The organism is Klebsiella sp. ZJOU C1, assembly GCF_035620215.1.
In the GTDB taxonomy this organism is placed as follows: domain Bacteria; phylum Pseudomonadota; class Gammaproteobacteria; order Enterobacterales; family Enterobacteriaceae; genus Klebsiella; species Klebsiella variicola.
In genome coordinates, this window is record NZ_CP141644.1 from 4,846,484 (window position 1) to 4,866,551 (window position 20,068).

The 20,068-nt window shown below is 54.2% G+C and carries 18 protein-coding genes and 2 tRNA genes; 4 read left to right on the forward strand and 16 right to left on the reverse strand.

The features are described 5' to 3' along the window. Positions 1 to 47: 47 nt before the first annotated feature. The 8 genes from pnp to SPE70_RS23275 all read right to left on the reverse strand — a co-directional run bounded on the left by pnp (position 48) and on the right by SPE70_RS23275 (position 9,259). The gene (gene pnp, locus SPE70_RS23240; protein ID WP_008806626.1) at positions 48 to 2,183 is read right to left on the reverse strand and encodes a polyribonucleotide nucleotidyltransferase; all 2,136 of its coding nucleotides are present in this window, start codon (positions 2,181 to 2,183) and stop codon (positions 48 to 50) included. A gap of 242 nt (positions 2,184 to 2,425) precedes the next feature. Continuing rightward, positions 2,426 to 2,695, reverse strand: a complete 270-nt coding sequence (gene rpsO / locus SPE70_RS23245; RefSeq protein WP_012540479.1) for a 30S ribosomal protein S15 — start codon at positions 2,693 to 2,695, stop codon at positions 2,426 to 2,428. Between the two features lie 148 nt (positions 2,696 to 2,843). Further along, on the reverse strand, positions 2,844 to 3,788 hold the full coding sequence (gene truB, locus SPE70_RS23250) for a tRNA pseudouridine(55) synthase TruB (RefSeq protein ID WP_008806628.1): 945 nt from the start codon (positions 3,786 to 3,788) through the stop codon (positions 2,844 to 2,846). After that, the gene (rbfA, locus tag SPE70_RS23255) at positions 3,788 to 4,189 is read right to left on the reverse strand and encodes a 30S ribosome-binding factor RbfA (protein ID WP_002918248.1); all 402 of its coding nucleotides are present in this window, start codon (positions 4,187 to 4,189) and stop codon (positions 3,788 to 3,790) included. Before rbfA ends, truB begins: the two co-directional genes overlap by 1 nt. Positions 4,190 to 4,291: 102 nt before the next feature. Then, positions 4,292 to 6,982 (reverse strand): translation initiation factor IF-2, encoded by a 2,691-nt coding sequence (infB, locus tag SPE70_RS23260; protein ID WP_008806629.1) that lies wholly within the window; start codon positions 6,980 to 6,982, stop codon positions 4,292 to 4,294. Between the two features lie 24 nt (positions 6,983 to 7,006). Next, positions 7,007 to 8,494 (reverse strand): transcription termination factor NusA, encoded by a 1,488-nt coding sequence (nusA, locus tag SPE70_RS23265; RefSeq protein ID WP_008806630.1) that lies wholly within the window; start codon positions 8,492 to 8,494, stop codon positions 7,007 to 7,009. Between the two features lie 27 nt (positions 8,495 to 8,521). After that, positions 8,522 to 8,974: a ribosome maturation factor RimP gene (rimP, locus tag SPE70_RS23270; protein ID WP_002918364.1), complete on the reverse strand. Its 453-nt coding sequence runs from the start codon at positions 8,972 to 8,974 to the stop codon at positions 8,522 to 8,524. A gap of 208 nt (positions 8,975 to 9,182) precedes the next feature. Further along, positions 9,183 to 9,259 (reverse strand) — tRNA-Met (locus tag SPE70_RS23275). Between the two features lie 307 nt (positions 9,260 to 9,566). On the opposite strand from SPE70_RS23275, the gene argG reads away from it, so the two are divergent. The 3 genes from argG (at position 9,567) to SPE70_RS23290 (ending at position 12,612) form a co-directional block, all read left to right on the forward strand. Next, a complete protein-coding gene (gene argG, locus SPE70_RS23280) occupies positions 9,567 to 10,910 on the forward strand; it encodes an argininosuccinate synthase (RefSeq protein WP_008806631.1) in 1,344 nt (447 codons plus the stop codon). 171 nt (positions 10,911 to 11,081) lie between these two features. Beyond that, on the forward strand, positions 11,082 to 11,711 hold the full coding sequence (locus SPE70_RS23285; RefSeq protein ID WP_012540476.1) for a winged helix-turn-helix transcriptional regulator: 630 nt from the start codon (positions 11,082 to 11,084) through the stop codon (positions 11,709 to 11,711). Positions 11,712 to 12,060: 349 nt separating this feature from the next. Beyond that, positions 12,061 to 12,612, forward strand: a complete 552-nt coding sequence (locus SPE70_RS23290; protein ID WP_064169985.1) for a YfaZ family outer membrane protein — start codon at positions 12,061 to 12,063, stop codon at positions 12,610 to 12,612. Positions 12,613 to 12,653: 41 nt separating this feature from the next. On the opposite strand, the gene SPE70_RS23295 is transcribed toward SPE70_RS23290, so the two are convergent. From SPE70_RS23295 to rlmE, 7 genes are all read right to left on the reverse strand, one after another. Further along, entirely contained in the window at positions 12,654 to 12,902 is a 249-nt protein-coding gene (locus SPE70_RS23295) for a hypothetical protein (RefSeq protein ID WP_162493299.1), read from the reverse strand. Positions 12,903 to 13,199: 297 nt separating this feature from the next. Further along, positions 13,200 to 13,286 (reverse strand) — tRNA-Leu (locus tag SPE70_RS23300). A gap of 9 nt (positions 13,287 to 13,295) precedes the next feature. Beyond that, on the reverse strand, positions 13,296 to 13,625 hold the full coding sequence (secG, locus tag SPE70_RS23305; protein WP_002918369.1) for a preprotein translocase subunit SecG: 330 nt from the start codon (positions 13,623 to 13,625) through the stop codon (positions 13,296 to 13,298). Positions 13,626 to 13,854: 229 nt separating this feature from the next. Further along, positions 13,855 to 15,192 carry a phosphoglucosamine mutase gene (gene glmM / locus SPE70_RS23310; protein ID WP_002918370.1) on the reverse strand — a complete coding sequence of 446 codons (1,338 nt, stop codon included), beginning with the start codon at positions 15,190 to 15,192 and terminating at the stop codon, positions 13,855 to 13,857. Further along, a complete protein-coding gene (folP, locus tag SPE70_RS23315; RefSeq protein ID WP_012540474.1) occupies positions 15,185 to 16,033 on the reverse strand; it encodes a dihydropteroate synthase in 849 nt (282 codons plus the stop codon). The genes glmM and folP overlap by 8 nt, the downstream gene beginning before the upstream one ends. A gap of 98 nt (positions 16,034 to 16,131) precedes the next feature. After that, on the reverse strand, positions 16,132 to 18,066 hold the full coding sequence (ftsH, locus tag SPE70_RS23320) for an ATP-dependent zinc metalloprotease FtsH (protein WP_008806637.1): 1,935 nt from the start codon (positions 18,064 to 18,066) through the stop codon (positions 16,132 to 16,134). A gap of 99 nt (positions 18,067 to 18,165) precedes the next feature. Beyond that, entirely contained in the window at positions 18,166 to 18,795 is a 630-nt protein-coding gene (rlmE, locus tag SPE70_RS23325; RefSeq protein ID WP_008806638.1) for a 23S rRNA (uridine(2552)-2'-O)-methyltransferase RlmE, read from the reverse strand. A 123-nt stretch (positions 18,796 to 18,918) separates the two neighbouring features. On the opposite strand from rlmE, the gene yhbY reads away from it, so the two are divergent. Next, the gene (yhbY, locus tag SPE70_RS23330) at positions 18,919 to 19,212 is read left to right on the forward strand and encodes a ribosome assembly RNA-binding protein YhbY (RefSeq protein WP_002918374.1); all 294 of its coding nucleotides are present in this window, start codon (positions 18,919 to 18,921) and stop codon (positions 19,210 to 19,212) included. 152 nt (positions 19,213 to 19,364) lie between these two features. Here yhbY and greA read toward each other — a convergent pair whose 3' ends face one another. Then, positions 19,365 to 19,841: a transcription elongation factor GreA gene (gene greA, locus SPE70_RS23335; protein ID WP_008806639.1), complete on the reverse strand. Its 477-nt coding sequence runs from the start codon at positions 19,839 to 19,841 to the stop codon at positions 19,365 to 19,367. Positions 19,842 to 20,068 lie beyond the last annotated feature (227 nt).

Sequence of the window (20,068 nt, forward strand, 5' to 3'; positions counted from 1 at the left end):
CCTGCCCGTAAAACGCCCTCCGCAAAAGCGGAGGGCTAACGGCAACCTTACTCGCCCTGCTCGGCGACCGGAGCTTCCGGCGCTGCGGCAGACGGAGTCTGTTCAGTTGCTTCTTTGATGCTCAGACGAACACGGCCCTGGCGGTCAACTTCCAGAACCTTAACCGGCACTTCCTGACCCATCTGCAGGTAGTCAGTCACTTTCTCAACGCGCTTATCAGCGATCTGCGAGATGTGAACCAGACCTTCTTTACCGCCGCCGATGGCAACGAACGCGCCAAAGTCAACGATACGGGTCACTTTACCATTGTAGATGCGGCCAACTTCGATCTCAGCGGTGATCTCTTCGATACGACGGATAGCATGCTGTGCTTTATCGCCGTCGGTCGCTGCGATCTTCACGGTACCGTCATCTTCGATTTCGATGGTGGTGCCGGTTTCTTCGGTCAGGGCACGGATAACAGAACCGCCTTTACCGATAACGTCTTTGATCTTGTCCGGGTTGATCTTGATGGTGTGGATACGCGGTGCGAATTCAGAGATATCGCCGCGCGGCGCGTTAATCGCCTGCTCCATCACGCCCAGGATGTGCAGACGCGCACCTTTAGCCTGGTTCAGAGCAACCTGCATGATTTCTTTGGTGATACCTTCAATTTTGATATCCATCTGCAGCGCAGAGATACCGTCGCGGGAACCCGCAACTTTGAAGTCCATATCGCCAAGGTGGTCTTCGTCACCCAGGATGTCAGACAGAACGACGAAGTTGTCGCCTTCTTTCACCAGACCCATTGCGATACCCGCAACGGCGGCTTTCACCGGCACACCCGCATCCATCAGCGCCAGAGAGGCGCCACAGACGGAGGCCATGGAAGAAGAACCGTTGGATTCGGTGATTTCAGACACCACGCGAACGGTGTACGGGAATTCGTCGATAGTCGGCATCACGGCCAATACGCCGCGCTTAGCCAGACGACCGTGACCGATTTCACGACGCTTCGGAGAACCCACCATGCCAGTTTCGCCTACGGAGTACGGAGGGAAGTTGTAGTGGAACAGGAAGGAGTCGGTGCGCTCGCCCATCAGTTCGTCGATGTTCTGCGCGTCGCGTGCGGTACCCAGAGTCGCGGTAACCAGCGCCTGCGTTTCGCCACGGGTGAACAGTGCGGAACCATGAGTACGCGGCAGTACGCCGGTACGAACGTCCAGACCACGGATCATGTCTTTTTCGCGGCCATCGATACGCGGCTCGCCTGCCAGTACGCGGCTACGAACCACGTTTTTCTCGATGGCGTGCAGGATTTCACCCAGCTCGTTAGCGTCCAGGGTTTCATCTTCTGCTACCAGCGTGGCGATGGTTTCAGATTTGATCACGTCAACCTGAGCGTAACGCTCTTGTTTGTCGGTGATACGGTAAGCATCGCTCAGGCGGGATTCAGCCAGCGCAGCCACGCGCGCGTTCAGCGCTTCGTTGACGGCTTCCGGCTGCCAGTCCCAACGCGGTTTACCGGCTTCTTTCACCAGATCGTTGATGTTCTGAATAACAATCTGCTGCTGCTCGTGGCCGAAGACCACCGCGCCCAGCATCTGGTCTTCGCTCAGCAGTTCAGCCTCGGATTCAACCATCAGCACGGCCGCTTCAGTACCGGCAACCACCAGATCCAGTTTGCTGGACTTCAGTTCTTCCTGGGTTGGGTTCAGTACGTACTGGTCGTTGATGTAACCCACGCGCGCGGCGCCGATTGGGCCATTGAACGGAATACCAGACAGGGACAGCGCAGCGGAAGCGCCGATCATCGCGACGATATCCGGGTTAACCTGCGGGTTAACGGAAACGACGGTGGCGATAACCTGAACTTCGTTAACGAAGCCTTCCGGGAACAGCGGGCGAACCGGGCGGTCAATCAGACGCGCGATCAGGGTTTCGCCTTCGCTTGGACGGCCTTCACGACGGAAGAAACCACCCGGGATTTTACCGGCAGCGTAAGTACGCTCCTGGTAGTTAACAGTCAGCGGGAAAAAGTCCTGGCCTGGCTTCGCTTTTTTCTGACCCACAACGGTCACGAATACCGCGGTGTCATCCATGCTAACCATCACAGCGGCCGTTGCCTGGCGCGCCATCATGCCGGTTTCCAGGGTTACGGTATGCTGGCCGTACTGGAATTTACGAACGATCGGATTAAGCAAAATTCTATCCTTTTTATCTATAAATCACGCCATATCAAAGATATAGCGTCTATTGACCCGATCCTCTGCATCCTCGCGACTAATGACAACCTTTACCCGCCCCTGCGGATGAAGCCTCTCATTAGCCGCGCGAACCTCTGCATGAAGATCATTACTAGCAACAATACATGAGTTTTGAATGAATTGCTGCCGCCCGGTCGAAAAAAGGGGCCGTCAGGCCCCTTTTTCTGAAACTCGCAGAATTAGCGACGCAGACCCAGACGCTCGATCAGCGCAGCGTAACGTGCAACATCTTTACGTTTCAGGTAGTCGAGCAGTTTACGACGCTGAGAAACCATGCGCAGCAGACCACGACGGCTGTGGTGATCTTTTTTGTGCTCTGCAAAGTGGCCCTGCAGGTGGTTGATCTGTGCAGTCAGCAGTGCAACCTGAACTTCGGTAGAACCGCTGTCGTTTTCGCCACGACCAAACTCAGAAACGATTTTTGCTTTAGCTTCAACGCTTAGAGACATTTTAGAACTCCAAAAATTAAAAGAAAGAAAGGGTGCCGATCTCTAATTCAGCGACCCCTGATGCAACGCCCGAAAATGTTAAAACACTTTAGCGGACGTTAAGCGGCGATATTCTACTCGTAGCAGGCTTTTATCGCAAGAAAAGCGCTTACGCCGGGTATTCCACCACCAGACGACGCGGCGCCACGCGGCCTTCATCGTCAATTTCGCCCATGCCGAGAAACTTGCCGGATTCGTTTTCCATCACCCGCACCAGCCCGTTAAGCGGCGCGCCTGACTGACGAACCGGGTTACCGTTTTTAAAGTAAACCGCGGAGGTCTCCGGAATCGCCACCAGCGGATAGTCCGATGCCGGGCTGTCCATCGGCATCAGCAGCGGATCAAGCAGCTGCGCGGCAGGAATATCCTGCGCTGCCGCCTGATCGACCAGCGCCTGCAGCTGCTCGAGGGTCACCATCCGCTCAACCGGGTATTTGCTCACCGCCAGGCGACGCAGGAAAATCACGTGCGCGCCGCAGCCGAGCTTTTCACCTAAATCATCGATAATCGTCCGGATGTAGGTGCCTTTCGAGCAGTGGATCTCCAGCTCCAGTTCATCGCCTTCATGGCGAATAAACAGCAGCTCATAGACCGTAATCGGCCGGGCTTCACGCGGGACCTCAATGCCCTGACGAGCATACTCGTACAGCTTCTTGCCCTGATACTTCAGCGCCGAGTACATCGACGGTACCTGCTGCGTCTCGCCGCGGAAACTATCCAGCGCCGCCGCCAGCTGCTCGTCGCTAAAGGTTAGCGGACGCTCTTCCACCACCTGACCGTCGGCATCGGAGGTATCCGTGCGCTGGCCCAGTTTGGCGATCACGCGATAACGCTTATCGGAGTCCAGCAGATACTGGGAAAACTTGGTCGCTTCGCCAAGACACACTGGCAGCATACCGGTCGCCAGCGGATCCAGCGCGCCGGTGTGGCCAGCGCGGTTGGCGTTATAAATACGCTTTACTTTCTGCAGCACATCGTTGCTGGAAGCGCCCTGAGGCTTGTCCAGCAACAATACGCCGTGCACGTCGCGGCCGCGACGACGAGGACGACTCATCAGTCCTCCTTGCTGTCGTCCGGGTTCACACGACGTTCATCGTCGTGTTTCACCACGCTGGTGACCAGGTTGGACATACGCATCCCTTCCACCAGCGAGTTGTCGTAGAAGAAAGTCAGTTCCGGCACAATACGCAGGCGCATCGCTTTACCCAGCAGGGAGCGGATAAAACCAGAAGCTTCCTGCAGCGCTTTGATGCCCGCTTTCACCGCGGCTTCATCTTTGTCGTTGAGGAAGGTGACATACACCTTGGCATAGGCCAGGTCACGGGACATTTCCACACCGGAAACGGTGGTCATCATACCCAGACGCGGATCTTTGATTTCACGTTGCAGGATGATGGCAATCTCTTTTTGCATCTCCTGGGCCACACGCTGCGGGCGACCAAATTCTTTCGCCATAATAAGTTCTCCAGAATAAAGACAAAAAAGGGGCCAAAAGCCCCTTTTTAAAATGATTGCCGGGTGGCGCTTCGCTTCCCCGGCTGCTTAGCCATCAAATGATTAATCGATGCTACGCTGGATTTCGATGATTTCGAACACTTCGATCATATCGCCAACGCGAACGTCGTTGTAGTTCTTCACACCGATACCACATTCCATGCCGTTACGGACTTCGTTAACGTCATCTTTGAAGCGGCGCAGGGATTCCAGCTCGCCTTCATAGATAACCACGTTGTCGCGCAGGACGCGGATTGGGTTGTGACGTTTGATCGTCCCTTCGGTAACCATACAGCCCGCGATGGCGCCGAATTTCGGCGATTTGAACACATCACGCACTTCAGCCAGACCGATGATCTGCTGTTTCAGTTCCGGAGACAGCATGCCGCTCATCGCCGCTTTTACTTCGTCGATTAGGTTATAGATGACGGAGTAATAACGCAGATCCAGGCTTTCCGCTTCGATAACTTTACGCGCAGAGGCATCGGCACGAACGTTGAAGCCAACCAGAATCGCGTTGGATGCTGCTGCCAGGGTCGCGTCGGTTTCGGTGATACCACCTACGCCGGAACCGATGATCTTCACTTTCACTTCGTCGGTAGACAGTTTCAGTAAGGAATCGGAAATCGCTTCGACAGAACCCTGTACGTCCGCTTTCAGCACGATGTTCACTTCGTGAACTTCGCCTTCGGTCATGTTAGCGAACATGTTTTCCAGCTTAGATTTCTGCTGACGCGCGAGCTTAACTTCACGGAATTTGCCCTGACGATACAGTGCCACTTCACGCGCTTTTTTCTCGTCACGAACCACAGTCACTTCATCACCCGCAGCCGGCACACCGGACAGACCGAGGATTTCCACCGGAATGGACGGACCCGCTTCCAGCACTTCGCGACCCAGTTCGTCACGCATCGCACGCACGCGGCCATATTCAAAGCCACACAGGACAATATCGCCCTTATGCAGAGTACCTTCGCGAACCAGAACGGTAGCCACCGGGCCACGACCTTTATCGAGGAAGGACTCGATGACCGCGCCGCTCGCCATACCGTTACGTACGGCTTTCAGTTCGAGAACTTCAGCCTGCAGCAGAATCGCGTCCAGCAGGTCGTCGATGCCGGTACCGGCTTTCGCGGAAACGTGGACGAACTGGCTCTCGCCGCCCCACTCTTCCGGCAGGATGCCGTACTGGGACAGTTCATTCTTCACGCGATCCGGATCAGCTTCTGGCTTATCGATTTTGTTCACCGCAACCACCACCGGTACCTGCGCCGCTTTAGCGTGCTGGATAGCTTCGATGGTCTGCGGCATCACGCCGTCGTCTGCCGCCACCACCAGAACCACGATATCCGTCGCCTGCGCACCACGAGCACGCATGGAGGTAAACGCGGCGTGGCCCGGGGTGTCCAGGAAGGTGATCATGCCGTTGTCGGTTTCTACGTGGTAAGCACCGATGTGCTGGGTAATACCACCCGCTTCGCCGGAGGCAACCTTAGTAGAACGAATATAGTCCAGCAGCGAGGTTTTACCGTGGTCAACGTGACCCATGATGGTCACGACCGGTGCGCGCGGTTCAGCCGCAGCGCCGGTGTCACGGTCGCTCATTACCGCTTCTTCCAGTTCGTTTTCACGACGCAGGATAACTTTGTGGCCCATCTCTTCGGCAACCAGCTGCGCGGTTTCCTGGTCGATGACCTGGTTAATGGTCGCCATGGCGCCCAGTTTCATCATCGCTTTGATGACCTGAGAACCTTTCACCGCCATCTTGTTAGCCAGTTCACCAACGGTGATGGTTTCGCCGATGATAACGTCACGGTTAACGGCCTGCGCCGGCTTCTGGAAGCCCTGCTGCAGAGCGGAACCTTTACGGTGCTTACCGCCTTTACCGCCGCGAACGGCCGCACGGGCTTCTTCACGATCAGCTTTAGATTCAGCGTGTTTGTTGCCTTTCTTCGCCGGACGCGCCGCTTTGCTGCTACGGCTACGGCCGCGACCGCCTTCAACTTCACGATCGTTATCATCTTCAGCCTGACGAGCATGCTGTGAAGTAGTGACGTGATAGTCGCTGCTATCTTCCGGGCTGTCTGAGGTTTCAGACCAATTTTTTTCGTTTTCTTCTGCCATACGGCGTGCTTCTTCCGCTACACGGCGCGCTTCTTCTTCAAGTTTGCGGCGTGCTTCTTCTTCCGATTTGCGCTTCAGTTCCGCGGCTTCGTTCTCACGGCGGATCTTTTCAGCCTGGGCGGTTTTGGTCATTTCGTCGGTATGTTGATTGCTCACTTTGTCTTTTTCCGCAGCTTCACGTTTCGCTTTATCAGCGACTTCACGTTTAGCTTGTTCTGCGGCCTCACGTTCAGCTTTTAATTGCGCCTCGCGTTTCGCTGCTTCTTCAGCTTCACGACGGGCCTGCTCTTCCGCTTCACGCTGCGCCTGCTCTTCCGCGGCCAGACGTTCAGCCTCTTGCGGATCGCGTTTCACAAAGGTGCGTTTCTTGCGGACTTCGATTTGTACCGATTTACTCTTTCCACCGGTACCTGGAATATTCAACGTGCTGCGGGTTTTACGCTGCAACGTCAGCTTGTCGGGCGCCGAGCCGTGTTCACGGTTCAGGTGCGTCAACAAAGTTTGTTTCTCTTGCGCGGTCACAGAATCATCAGCCGATTTGCGGATGCCTGCGTCAGCAAATTGCTGTATCAGGCGATCCACAGAGGTCTGAATCTCTGAGGCCAGCGCTTTAATAGTCACATCTGTCATGCTGTTCCTTCCTGCTACAGTTTATTACGCTTCGTCGCCGAACCAACAAATGTTGCGAGCGGCCATGATGAGCTCGCCAGCTTTCTCGTCGGTCATCCCTTCGATATCAGCCAGGTCATCAACGCCCTGCTCGGCGAGATCTTCCAGCGTACAAACACCACGGGCAGCCAGTTTGAATGCCAGGGCACGATCCAGACCTTCCAGATTCAACAAATCATCGGCAGGTTTGTTATCTCCCAGGCTTTCTTCCTGAGCCAGCGCCAGCGTAGTCAGTGCGTTTTTCGCACGCTCACGAAGTGCTTCAACGGTGGCTTCATCCAGACCGTCGATTTCCAGCAGTTCTTTCATCGGCACATAGGCCAGCTCTTCCAGCGAGGAGAAGCCTTCTTCAACCAGCACTGTCGCGAAATCTTCATCAATATCGAGATATTTGGTGAAGGTATCGATAGCGGCATGCGCTTCCGCCTGGTGCTTAGCCTGCAGGTCGTCAACGGTCATCACGTTGAGTTCCCAGCCGCTGAGCTGCGAAGCCAGACGAACGTTCTGACCGTTACGGCCAATCGCCTGCGCCAGGTTGCCCGCTTCTACCGCGATATCCATGGTGTGTTTATCTTCATCCACCACGATAGACGCGACGTCTGCCGGCGCCATGGCGTTGATCACGAACTGCGCCGGGTTATCATCCCACAGGACGATATCGATGCGTTCGCCGCCCAGCTCAGTAGAGACGGCCTGCACGCGCGCACCGCGCATACCGACGCAAGCGCCAACCGGGTCGATGCGCTTGTCGTTGGTTTTCACCGCGATTTTGGCACGAGAGCCCGGATCGCGAGCCGCCGCTTTGATCTCCAGCACTTCTTCACCGATTTCCGGTACTTCAATGCGGAACAATTCGATCAGCATCTCAGGTTTGGAACGGGTCACGAACAGCTGGGCGCCACGCGCTTCCGGACGGACAGCGTACAGTACGCCGCGGATGCGGTCGCCCGGACGGAAGTTTTCACGCGGCAGCATATCTTCACGCAGGATCACGGCTTCAGCGTTGTTGCCCAGATCCAGGGTGATGTTGTCGCGGTTCACTTTTTTCACCACGCCGGTGATGATCTCACCTTCGTGCTCGCGGAACTGATCGACCACCATCGCGCGCTCGGCTTCGCGGACTTTCTGCACGATAACCTGTTTAGCGGTCTGCGTGGTGATACGGTCGAAGGTAACAGATTCAATCTGATCTTCGACATAGTCGCCGACGTTCATGCTTTCATCTTCGTAACGCGCTGCTTCCAGCGTGATCTCGCGCGTCGGCTGAGTCACCTCTTCAACAACCAGCCAGCGACGGAAGGTGTCGAAATCGCCGCTCTTACGGTCGATTTCTACGCGAACGTCGATCTCTTGTTCGTATTTTTTCTTGGTGGCCGTTGCCAGCGCGCTTTCCAGCGCTTCGAAAATTTTCTCGCGCGGCAGCGCTTTTTCGTTGGAAACGGCTTCAACAACAGCCAAAATTTCTTTGTTCATCGGGGCCTTTCACCTCAATCCAGACTGTTAAAAGTGGGGAACCAGGTTCGCCTTCTGGATGTTACTCAGCGCGAACACTTCATCTTTGCCTTCGACGGTTACCGTGATCATTTCACCGTCTACCGCTTTGATAATGCCCTGCCATTTGCGACGGTTCTGAACCGCCATGCGCAGCACCAGCGCAACTTCTTCGCCAGTGAAACGTTGGTAGTGTTCGGCGGTGAACATCGGACGGTCGAGACCAGGCGAAGAGACTTCCAGGTTGTAAGCGACAGTGATCGGGTCTTCAACATCCATGACGGCGCTTACCTGGTGGCTCACATCAGCACAATCATCAACGTTGATGCCATCTTCACTATCAATATAGATGCGCAGTGTGGATGTGCGACCGCGAATAAATTCGATGCCGACCAGCTCAAAGCCAAGCGCTTCAACCGGCGCTGTGAGCATCTCTGTCAATTTTTGCTCTAATGTGGACAAACCCACCCCCAAGACATAAAAAAAGGGCGTATAGCCCAGTTATTCTGAAGTCAGATAACAAAAAACCCCGATAAATCGGGGCTTTAGATAACTGAACCCTGAGATCGCCATGGCGATCTGGAACACCTTCCGCAAGAATTCTTTCAAATTCGGCTACGAAGGACACTTAGTCCTCACAGTATATTTGAAAAAGTACTTAATGGGAAAGTGGTTGCGGGGGCCGGATTTGAACCGACGACCTTCGGGTTATGAGCCCGACGAGCTACCAGGCTGCTCCACCCCGCGCCTGAAACGTGGCATATTTTACTCTTATTGAGCAAAAGACGCAAATACTGCTGGGATTTGGTACCGAAGACGGGACATAAAATCGGGGTGAATTGTATCGGCAATTAGTATATTTTGTCAACATGCTTTTTATCGCCCCCGATTGCCGTTTGTGCTGGTATTTCAGGCTTTTTTAGCAAAAAGATGATGAAGCCCTTCCTGTCGCCAGTAAAAGATGGTTAAATGAATACTCACAATTAATGCATAAAAATGCAGTTAAGGTTGTTGAGTCGAACTCACCACAGTCTATCGAGCAGGGTTTTATTTTATGACGACGATTCTCAAGCATCTCCCGGTTGGTCAACGTATTGGTATCGCTTTCTCTGGTGGACTGGATACCAGCGCCGCGCTGTTATGGATGCGCAAAAAAGGCGCCGTGCCTTATGCATATACCGCTAACCTGGGTCAACCGGACGAAGACGACTACGATGCTATTCCGCGCCGCGCGAAAGAGTATGGCGCTGAAGGTGCCCGTCTGATCGACTGCCGCAAACAGCTGGTCGCAGAAGGGATCGCGGCGATTCAGTGTGGCGCTTTCCATAACACCACCGGTGGGTTGACCTACTTCAACACCACGCCGCTGGGCCGCGCGGTCACCGGCACCATGCTGGTGGCGGCAATGAAAGAAGATGGCGTCAACATCTGGGGCGATGGCAGCACCTATAAAGGCAACGATATCGAACGTTTCTATCGTTACGGCCTGCTGACCAATGCTGAACTGCAGATTTACAAGCCGTGGCTGGACAGTGATTTCATCGATGAGCTCGGCGGCCGTCACGAAATGTCCGAATTTATGATCGCCTGCGGCTTTGACTACAAGATGTCGGTTGAAAAAGCCTATTCCACCGACTCCAACATGCTCGGCGCGACGCACGAAGCGAAAGACCTCGAATTCCTCAATTCCAGCGTGAAAATCGTCAACCCGATTATGGGCGTGAAGTTCTGGGACGAAAACGTGAAGATCCCAGCGGAAGAGGTAACCGTACGCTTTGAGCAAGGCCATCCGGTGGCGCTGAATGGTAAAACCTTCGCCGATGACGTCGAGATGATGCTGGAAGCCAACCGCATCGGCGGCCGCCACGGTCTGGGGATGAGCGATCAGATTGAAAACCGCATTATCGAAGCGAAAAGCCGCGGTATTTATGAAGCCCCCGGGATGGCGCTGCTGCATATCGCCTACGAGCGTCTGCTGACCGGTATCCATAACGAAGACACAATCGAGCAATACCACGCCCACGGTCGTCAGCTGGGCCGCCTGCTGTATCAGGGACGCTGGTTCGATTCCCAGGCGCTGATGCTGCGTGATTCTCTGCAGCGCTGGGTCGCGAGCCAGATCACCGGCGAAGTTACCCTTGAGCTGCGTCGCGGTAACGACTACTCGATCCTCAATACCGTTTCAGACAACCTGACCTATAAAGCAGAGCGTCTGACCATGGAAAAAGGCGATTCCATGTTTACCGCCGAAGACCGTATCGGTCAGCTGACCATGCGTAATCTGGATATTACCGATACCCGCGAGAAGCTGTTCGGCTATGCCCAGTCAGGCCTGCTGAGCGCCTCCTCGGCAACCGGTTTACCGCAGGTTGAGAATCTGGAAAACAAAGGCAAATAATCGCCTGACGATGTTTGCTCCCCGCCGGCGGCCCTCCGCCGGCTTTTTATTTTTTGTTCCCTGTCAGCGCCAGAAAAATTGAAAAGAGGCATTTTTTCCTTATCGCCCGGTCAGCAAAATTGTTGACTATAATAGCCTCAATTGATTAATTCATATCTGGTGATAAACATCATGAATATTAAACCGCCGATCAGGCCGCAAAAGGCCATTGACCGACTGATCGATGTGCTTGAGCCACACGCGACGCCCGTTAACGCGATCGCCAGAAAAAGACTCACCTGGGAATATAAAGGCAAAACCCAGCTCTTTATTTTTAAAAAAGGCGAGCTATCGATTATTCGGAATTCCGACAAGCTATTGATGGTGACCGTCTATGAGCCCCACCTTTTCGGCGTGGCGGAAATGCTACAGCCCAGCCGCAGCCATAGCCTGCGAGCGGAAGTCTCTTCCGAACTGCTACGCATCGACTATGACCTGGCTTCCGCGCTCTTTCGTCAGCATAACCTGTGGGAGGAGGTGACCAGCCTGCTGGCCTATCATACTTCTTACCTGGTATATCGTGACGATCTGGTCCTGCAACAGCGAACCTATTCAGTGATCCGTAACCATCTGCTGGAAATGATGCTATTAACCGCAGAGACCCGACTGCGCGTGTCTATTCTTGAATATATTCAGGACAGGACCCACCTGTCGCGCAGCAGTATTCTCAATGTCTTGTCAGCATTAAAGAAAGGCGGTTATATTGCTTTCGCCCGCGGCGGTTATTTGCAAAGCATCACCTCACTTCCTGAAAAATTTTGACCGCGTCAGTCACCTTTATTTGTTGTTACTCGCCTCAATGTTGAAAATGTTTAAATTTAAATTAATAAACGCTAACGGTAAAAAAAGAAAAATTTTATGCTGAGCACCTGAATTTACCGGCGGACAACATGTCCCTGGGCTCGACCAGCAGGCAACCACTCACGGCGTTAACCGCCGGGCCTGCACCGGCTCAGGATATGCCCCGGAAATCGGCCAGGCGTGAGCAGCGGTAGCGGGAGTTGACCCCCTCGCCTGCCGTCTGCAGCGACCATAACGATGAGATCCAAGAACCCGTTAATTTTGCCCGAACGCCCGTATCGGGCTTTTTTTTATCTGAAGGAATTCAACAATGAAGTCGATTACTCCAAAATTGTTTGCCGTGATGATCGCCCTGGGGGCCAGCAGCGCCGTCTGCGCATCCGTTAACCTGCATGGTGAAGCCGGTGCCGAGTTCACCAATCTGTCCGCCAGCTTTGGCGCCGGGGAACCGGGTATGACGTTCAATACCCAGTGGGCTCACAGCGACAATGACGGGGACAGCGTAGGGCTGGGAATGGGCTACAACTTTAACCTTGGACCTTTTCTGATGACGCTGGGCGGTAAAGGCGTCTATCTGAATCCCAAAGATGGTGATGAAGGCTATGCCATCGCCGCTGGCGGCGGCGCAGAGCTGCCCCTCGGCCAGTACTTCACGCTCTTCGGTGAGGGGTATTACTCGCCGGACTCAATGTCCAGCGGCGTCGATGATTATGTGGAGGTCAATGCCGGATTACGTATTAACGTACTCCCGTCTCTGAATATCGAAGCAGGCTATCGTTATATCGATATGGCGGGGAAAGATGGCAATCGTGACAATACCCTTGCCGACGGGGCCTATGCCGGGGTTAATTTCCGCTTTTAATCCTTACACAGGGATTGCTGTCCGGCAGTCCCTGTCTTCTCTCAGCTGGCCAACGGCACGCTTTTCAGCACGCGGTTGATCTCCTGCAGACCGGCAACATTATTCTCTTTACGGTAAACATCATTCATGGACGCCATCTGCTCCAGACGGGTCAGGGCGCCATACACCTGGTACGCCTCACTATGTCTGTCAAACACATCGCGGCGCTCCACATCCTGCAAATAATGATTTTTCAACGAATGGTTAAGGCGACCAATCAGTGCCGTATTATCCTGGAAATAGCGCGTCACCGCCTGGGCATTATTCGCTGTCGCCCCAGGCTCACTGTGCGATACCGGTACCGTTAGCGCATTAATCGTCTCCACCGTTTGGGAGGGTGATGTTGAACTGCACCCTGCTAAACCGAGCACACCGGCGACGATAAGCAACCCGATCTTGTTCATTATGTCACTTCACCTCTGTTAATTTGACGAGGCGACTTTAACGACAGTAAAAGAAGGGAACCAGCAAAGAGATGTTTATAATTAAATGGCCGGAGGGGACAAAAACAAAAAAAGACGCTTTTCAGCGTCTTTTTTCTGGAATATTGGTACCGAGGATGGGACTCGAACCCACAAGCCCGTTAGGGCACTACCACCTCAAGGTAGCGTGTCTACCAATTCCACCACCTCGGTACAGAATACTTAGTGCGGGATGTCGCTGGTCGGCTGAGCCGGCGCAGTTGGCTGAGTTTGCTCCGTTTTCGGTGCACTCAGGTTATCCCACTCACTTCCTTTACTGGTCTTGTTGCTGTTGATATTACCCAGCGCCAGACTGATGATGAAGAACAGCGCAGCCAGGATGCCGGTCATACGGGTCATGAAGTTGCCAGAACCGCTGGACCCAAACAGTGTGCCGGAAGCGCCTGCACCGAAGGAGGCTCCCATATCAGCGCCTTTACCTTGCTGCAGCATAACCAGACCAACAAGGCCAATCGCTACAATAAGGAAAACAACCAAAAGAGCTTCGTACATAATCAACCTGTTCCTTGCGGATTTGCCGCATACCAAGTGCTTCGACCAATAAAGCGGGACGTTTTAACGTTTCCCACTGAAGCGGGTGTGAATACTAACCAAAGCGAATGACCTTCGCAAGGGCAATTTCGACACATTGTATCAACTGCAGAAAAAAACAGCAAAAAGCCGGTATTCGATCATAAAAAAGGCGGCAAGCGCCGCCTTTTTAACCACTTAGCCGGCAAGCTTAGACGCTTTTTACCGCTTCGGCGATGCGATGCGCAAACTCGTGCACCTGATCTTCATGCTCGCCTTCTACCATGACGCGGATCAGCGGCTCCGTTCCGGATTTACGCAGCAGGACACGGCCGCGTTTCCCTAACGCTGCTTCCACTTCTGCGGTCACCGCTTTGACATGCTCGTTCTCCAGTGGGTTACCGCTGCCTTCGGTAAAACGCACATTCACCAGTAACTGAGGGAACATCTTCATGCCACTGCAAAGGTCATGCAGACTCATATGGTTACGTACCATCGCCGCGACCACCTGCAGACTGGCGACGATGCCATCGCCGGTGGTGGTTTTATCCAGCAGGATCACGTGGCCTGAGTTTTCCGCACCAATGCGCCAGCCTTTTTCCTGCAGCATCTCCAGTACATAACGGTCACCGACCTTCGCGCGGGCAAACGGGATGCCTAACTGCTTGAGCGCCAGCTCCAGTCCCATATTACTCATCAGGGTACCAACGGCGCCGCCGCGCAGCTGCCCCTGACGCAGCCCTTCCCGGGCGATGATGTAGAGGATCTGGTCGCCATCGACTTTATTGCCTTCATGGTCAACCATGATCACCCGATCGCCATCGCCGTCGTAGGCAATACCCAGATCGGCTTTCTCCGCCAGCACGCGCGCCTGCAGCGCACGCACGTCGGTGGCGCCGACCTCTTCGTTGATGTTGAGGCCATCAGGCTCGCAGCCCATCGCGATAACCTGGGCGCCCAGCTCGCGGAAGACATTGGGGGCAATGTGATAGGTCGCACCGTGCGCGCAATCCACCACCACTTTCAGCGTGCCGAGGCTCAGTTCGTTGGGAAAGGTGCCTTTACAAAATTCAATGTAGCGCCCGGCGGCATCAACGATACGGCTGGCTTTGCCCAGCTCTGCCGAATCCACGCAGGTGAGTTCTTTCTCCATTTCGGCTTCAATCGCCTCTTCCACATCATCCGGCAGCTTGGTGCCCTCAATGGAGAAGAATTTAATACCGTTGTCGTAGAAAGGGTTATGCGAAGCTGAAATAACGATCCCCGCCTCGGCGCGGAATGCGCGCGTCAGGTAGGCGATGGCCGGTGTCGGCATTGGCCCGGTGAACGACGCAGAGAGCCCCGCGGCCGCCAGCCCAGCTTCCAGCGCGGACTCCAGCATATAGCCCGAAATACGGGTATCCTTGCCGATGATAATTTTACGCGAGCCGTGGCGCGCTAACACTTTCCCCGCCGCCCAGCCCAGCTTAAGCACAAATTCCGGAGTGATCGGCGCATCGCCGACGCGGCCACGAATACCATCGGTGCCAAAATACTTGCGGTTACTCATAACGTTTTTTTCCCTTAGCGGCGAGGGTGGCTTCCACCACGCGCAGCGCTTCTACCGTTTCTTTGACATCATGGACGCGGATTATCTGCGCGCCCTGCATTGCTGCAATGACGGCACACGCCAGGCTGCCGTTCAGCCGTTCCGACGGCCCGACGTTCAGCAACTGACCTACCATCGACTTACGCGACATACCGACCAGCAGAGGCAGCCCAAAGTGGTGAAATTCACCCAGCCTGGCCAGCAGTTGATAATTATGGGAGAGATTTTTACCGAAACCGAATCCCGGGTCGAGCAGCAATTTTTCTTTTGCGATCCCCGCCTGCTCGCAGCGCACAATATGTTCTGCAAAAAAACGCTCGACATCGGCGAAGACATCCTCATATTTCGGCGCCTCCTGCATGGTTTTCGGCTGACCCTGCATGTGCATCAGACACACCGGCAGCCCGGTTTCCGCAGCGGCCTGCAGCGCGCCAGGTTCGGTCAGCGAACGAATATCGTTAATGATATGCGCCCCGGCCCGGGCTGATTCGCGGATAACCTCCGGTTTGGACGTATCCACCGAGATCCACACTTCAAAGCGCTGAGCGATCGCTTCGACAACCGGGATCACCCGCGCGAGTTCCTCTTCTACGCTCACCTCAGCCGCCCCTGGCCGCGTGGATTCACCGCCGATATCAATGATGGTCGCCCCGGCGTTAATCATCAGATTGGCATGCTTCACCGCCTCAACCAGCGAGTTGTGAGCGCCGCCATCGGAGAAGGAGTCGGGAGTCACATTAAGAATGCCCATCACATGCGGATGAGAGAGATCGAGGGTTGAGCCCTGGGCTACAAGTTTCATCACAAAATCCCTGAGACTGAAGAGGTTAAAAAAAGAAAAACCCCGGAGCGGGCGCCCCGGGGTTTTTAAGGTTAAAACAAGACATCAACAGCGGTAGCTTACTTGTCGCCCAGCTGCTCTGACATGGTGTTGCCCGGGTTCGGCGTACGCGGTTCATCAACCGGACGCGGCGCACGAGGCGTGCCATTGTTGTCAGAGTTATTCGAAGAACCCGGTTCTTCCCAACCCGCCGGCGGACGAACATCGCGACGAGCCATCAGGTCGTCAATCTGCGGCGCATCGATGGTCTCATATTTCATGAGCGCATCTTTCATCGCGTGCAGGATATCCATGTTGTCGTTCAGCAGCTGGCGAGCACGACCGTAGTTACGCTCGATCAGCGATTTCACTTCCTGGTCGATAATACGCGCGGTTTCATCGGACATATGCTTCGCTTTCGCTACGCTACGGCCGAGGAAGACTTCGCCTTCTTCTTCCGCATACAGCAGCGGACCGAGTTTGTCGGAGAAGCCCCACTGGGTCACCATGTTACGCGCCAGGTTCGTCGCCACTTTAATGTCGTTGGACGCGCCGGTAGAAACATGTTCCGGACCGTAGATAATCTCTTCCGCCAGACGACCGCCGTACAGGGTGGAGATCTGACTTTCCAGTTTCTGACGACTGGCGCTGATCGCATCGCCTTCCGGCAGGAAGAAGGTCACACCCAGCGCACGACCGCGCGGGATAATCGTCACTTTATGGACCGGATCGTGTTCCGGAACCAGACGGCCGATAATGGCGTGGCCTGCTTCGTGATAAGCGGTCGATTCTTTCTGCGCTTCCGTCATCACCATGGAGCGACGTTCCGCACCCATCATGATTTTGTCTTTCGCTTTTTCGAACTCAACCATCGAAACAACACGTTTGTTGCCGCGAGCAGCAAACAGCGCCGCTTCGTTGACCAGGTTCGCCAGGTCCGCACCAGAGAAGCCAGGGGTACCGCGCGCAATGATCGCCGCGTCGATATCCGGCGCCAGCGGTACGCGACGCATATGCACTTTCAGGATCTGTTCACGACCGCGAACATCCGGCAGACCAACGACAACCTGACGGTCGAAGCGGCCTGGACGCAGCAGCGCGGGGTCCAGAACGTCCGGACGGTTAGTCGCCGCGATAACGATAATACCTTCGTTACCTTCGAAGCCGTCCATTTCAACCAGCATCTGGTTCAGGGTCTGCTCACGTTCATCGTGACCACCGCCAAGACCCGCGCCACGCTGGCGGCCGACGGCGTCGATTTCATCGATGAAGATGATGCAAGGCGCTGCTTTTTTAGCCTGCTCGAACATGTCACGCACACGAGATGCACCGACACCGACGAACATTTCGACGAAATCAGAACCGGAAATTGTGAAGAACGGTACTTTTGCTTCGCCAGCGATCGCTTTCGCCAGCAGCGTTTTACCGGTACCCGGAGGGCCGACCATCAGGACGCCTTTCGGGATCTTACCGCCCAGTTTCTGGAAGCGGCTCGGCTCACGCAGGTATTCCACCAGCTCACCGACTTCCTCTTTCGCTTCGTCACACCCGGCAACGTCGGCAAAAGTGGTTTTGATCTGGTCTTCCGTCAGCATACGGGCTTTGCTTTTGCCGAAGGACATCGCGCCCTTCCCGCCGCCGCCCTGCATTTGCCGCATAAAGAAGATCCAGACGCCGATCAACAGCAGCATTGGGAACCAGGAGATGAAGATGGAAGCCAGCAGGCTTGGCTCTTCTGGTGGTTCGCCAATAACTTTGACGTTTTTAGTCAACAGGTTATCGAGCAGCTTCGGATCGTTAACCGGAATGTAAGTCGTGTAACGGTTACTATCTTTCTTGGTAACGTTGATCTCACGTCCGTTGATACGCGCTTCGCGAACCTGGTCCTGATTGACCTCTTGCAGGAAGGTAGAATAATCCACCTTGCGGCCATTCGACTCGCTGGGCCCAAAGCTCTGGAATACTGACATCAGCACAACGGCAATGACCAGCCAGAGTATTAGGTTTTTCGCCATGTCACTCAAGGGATTAACCTCTTATTACAACTGTGTTAAAAACAGCGTCAGGATACTCTATATCCAGTTTCTTTCAAACTTTCGTTTGAAATCTGCCGGTTATGGTTTACGCCCGGTCGCTACAATATACACTTCACGCGAACGAGCGCGGGAAGAGTCCGGTTTACGAACTTTGACCTTCGTAAACAGGGAGCGAATTTCTCGAAGATACTCATCGAAGCCTTCGCCCTGGAACACCTTCACTACAAAACTACCACCTGGCGCTAATACATCACGAGACATTTCAAGCGCCAGTTCTACCAGATACATAGCCCGGGGAATATCCACCGCCGGTGTTCCGCACATATTCGGCGCCATATCGGACATGACAACTTGGACTTTACTGTCGCCCACTCGCTCAAGTAACGCTTTCAGGACTAATTCATCACGAAAATCGCCCTGAAGGAAGTCCACACCAACGATTGGATCCATTGGTAAAAGATCGCAAGCGATGATGCGGCCGCTGTTGCCGATCTGCGTGACCGCATACTGCGACCAGCCACCGGGAGCAGCACCGAGATCGACTATCGTCATCCCCGGCTTAAAAATTTTGTCACTTTGCTGTATTTCATCAAGTTTAAACCAGGCACGGGAACGTAACCCCTTTTTCTGTGCCTGTTGAACATATTTATCGCTAAAGTGTTCCTGAAGCCAGCGGCTTGAGCTGGCAGAACGCTTTTTACCTGTCATTTAACATTCCCGTTCGGGTTCATCGTACTTTACTGCGTAAAAATCGACGCGGTAGTTTGGCGATATATGGGAGATGGCGGTAGAATGACCCGTTTTCAATCCCAACGTAAGCAAAAAAACACGATGAATCTGAGTACTAAACAAAAACAGCACCTGAAAGGTCTGGCACATCCGCTCAAGCCGGTAGTTATGCTTGGCAATAATGGTTTGACCGAAGGGGTACTGGCCGAGATCGAACAAGCGTTAGGGCACCATGAGCTCATCAAGGTGAAGATCGCCTCAGAAGATCGCGAAACTAAAGCCTTGATCGTGGAAGCCATCGTACGTGAAACCGGCGCCTGTAACGTACAGGTCATCGGTAAAACGCTGGTTCTGTACCGCCCAACGCCAGAGCGTAAGATCTCGCTGCCACGCTAAGAATATCCTGAATCTCGACACAACTTTGTGTAAAACGAGGGATTTCTGCGGCCAGGCGAGCAAAATGCCATGCTCCTGACGTTGATAAAAGGCCGCTATGCGGCCTTTTTCCTTTCTTTACAATCTATAAACATCGTAGCGGGAAATACGCCTTACAGGTATTCAACCTTAGTAATTTCGTATTCCACTTCACCACCCGGGGTACGGATAGTCACGACGTCATCCTGCTCTTTGCCGATCAGACCACGGGCGATCGGCGAGTTCACGGAGATCAGATTCTGCTTAAAATCAGCTTCATCATCACCCACGATGCGGTAGGTCTGTTCCTCATCGGTATCGAGGTTGAGCACGCTGACGGTTGAGCCAAAAATTACCCGGCCATTGTTCGGCATTTTGGTGATATCGATCACCTGGGCATTGGACAGCTTCGCTTCAATATCTTTGATACGCCCTTCGCAGAAGCCCTGCTGCTCACGCGCAGCATGATACTCAGCATTCTCTTTCAGATCGCCGTGTTCACGAGCGTCAGCAATAGCGGCAATGATTTCAGGACGACGCACAGACTTCAGATAATCCAGTTCTTCGCGCAGTTTCTCAGCGCCACGTAAGGTCATCGGAATCGCTTGCATTAGTTATACCTCTTTATCATTCCTTCAGGGAACGGAGAGCTCCGCCCCGCCACCTGCCCTGCCCACAGGCAGGACACGAGCAAAAAGAAACCGACCCGGGAAACACTCCCCAGGTCAGCAGCAATTTTTCATTTGATAGGTATTTTACCCCGAAGTTCATTATGGGTCATCGTTTACTTTACTGGGCGTTGCACCGTAGTATGACGGCCTGGCTTCAGGTTGTTAGC

Bases quoted from the DNA above. Each gene is read 5' to 3' on its own strand.
- rpsO (WP_012540479.1), bottom strand. From the start codon at position 2,695: ATGTCTCTAAGCGTTGAAGCTAAAGCAAAAATCGTTTCTGAGTTTGGT.
- truB (WP_008806628.1), bottom strand. From the start codon at position 3,788: ATGAGTCGTCCTCGTCGTCGCGGCCGCGACGTGCACGGCGTATTGTTG.
- rbfA (WP_002918248.1), bottom strand. From the start codon at position 4,189: ATGGCGAAAGAATTTGGTCGCCCGCAGCGTGTGGCCCAGGAGATGCAA.
- infB (WP_008806629.1), bottom strand. From the start codon at position 6,982: ATGACAGATGTGACTATTAAAGCGCTGGCCTCAGAGATTCAGACCTCT.
- nusA (WP_008806630.1), bottom strand. From the start codon at position 8,494: ATGAACAAAGAAATTTTGGCTGTTGTTGAAGCCGTTTCCAACGAAAAA.
- argG (WP_008806631.1), top strand. From the start codon at position 9,567: ATGACGACGATTCTCAAGCATCTCCCGGTTGGTCAACGTATTGGTATC.
- SPE70_RS23285 (WP_012540476.1), top strand. From the start codon at position 11,082: ATGAATATTAAACCGCCGATCAGGCCGCAAAAGGCCATTGACCGACTG.
- SPE70_RS23290 (WP_064169985.1), top strand. From the start codon at position 12,061: ATGAAGTCGATTACTCCAAAATTGTTTGCCGTGATGATCGCCCTGGGG.
- secG (WP_002918369.1), bottom strand. From the start codon at position 13,625: ATGTACGAAGCTCTTTTGGTTGTTTTCCTTATTGTAGCGATTGGCCTT.
- glmM (WP_002918370.1), bottom strand. From the start codon at position 15,192: ATGAGTAACCGCAAGTATTTTGGCACCGATGGTATTCGTGGCCGCGTC.
- folP (WP_012540474.1), bottom strand. From the start codon at position 16,033: ATGAAACTTGTAGCCCAGGGCTCAACCCTCGATCTCTCTCATCCGCAT.
- ftsH (WP_008806637.1), bottom strand. From the start codon at position 18,066: ATGGCGAAAAACCTAATACTCTGGCTGGTCATTGCCGTTGTGCTGATG.
- rlmE (WP_008806638.1), bottom strand. From the start codon at position 18,795: ATGACAGGTAAAAAGCGTTCTGCCAGCTCAAGCCGCTGGCTTCAGGAA.
- yhbY (WP_002918374.1), top strand. From the start codon at position 18,919: ATGAATCTGAGTACTAAACAAAAACAGCACCTGAAAGGTCTGGCACAT.
- greA (WP_008806639.1), bottom strand. From the start codon at position 19,841: ATGCAAGCGATTCCGATGACCTTACGTGGCGCTGAGAAACTGCGCGAA.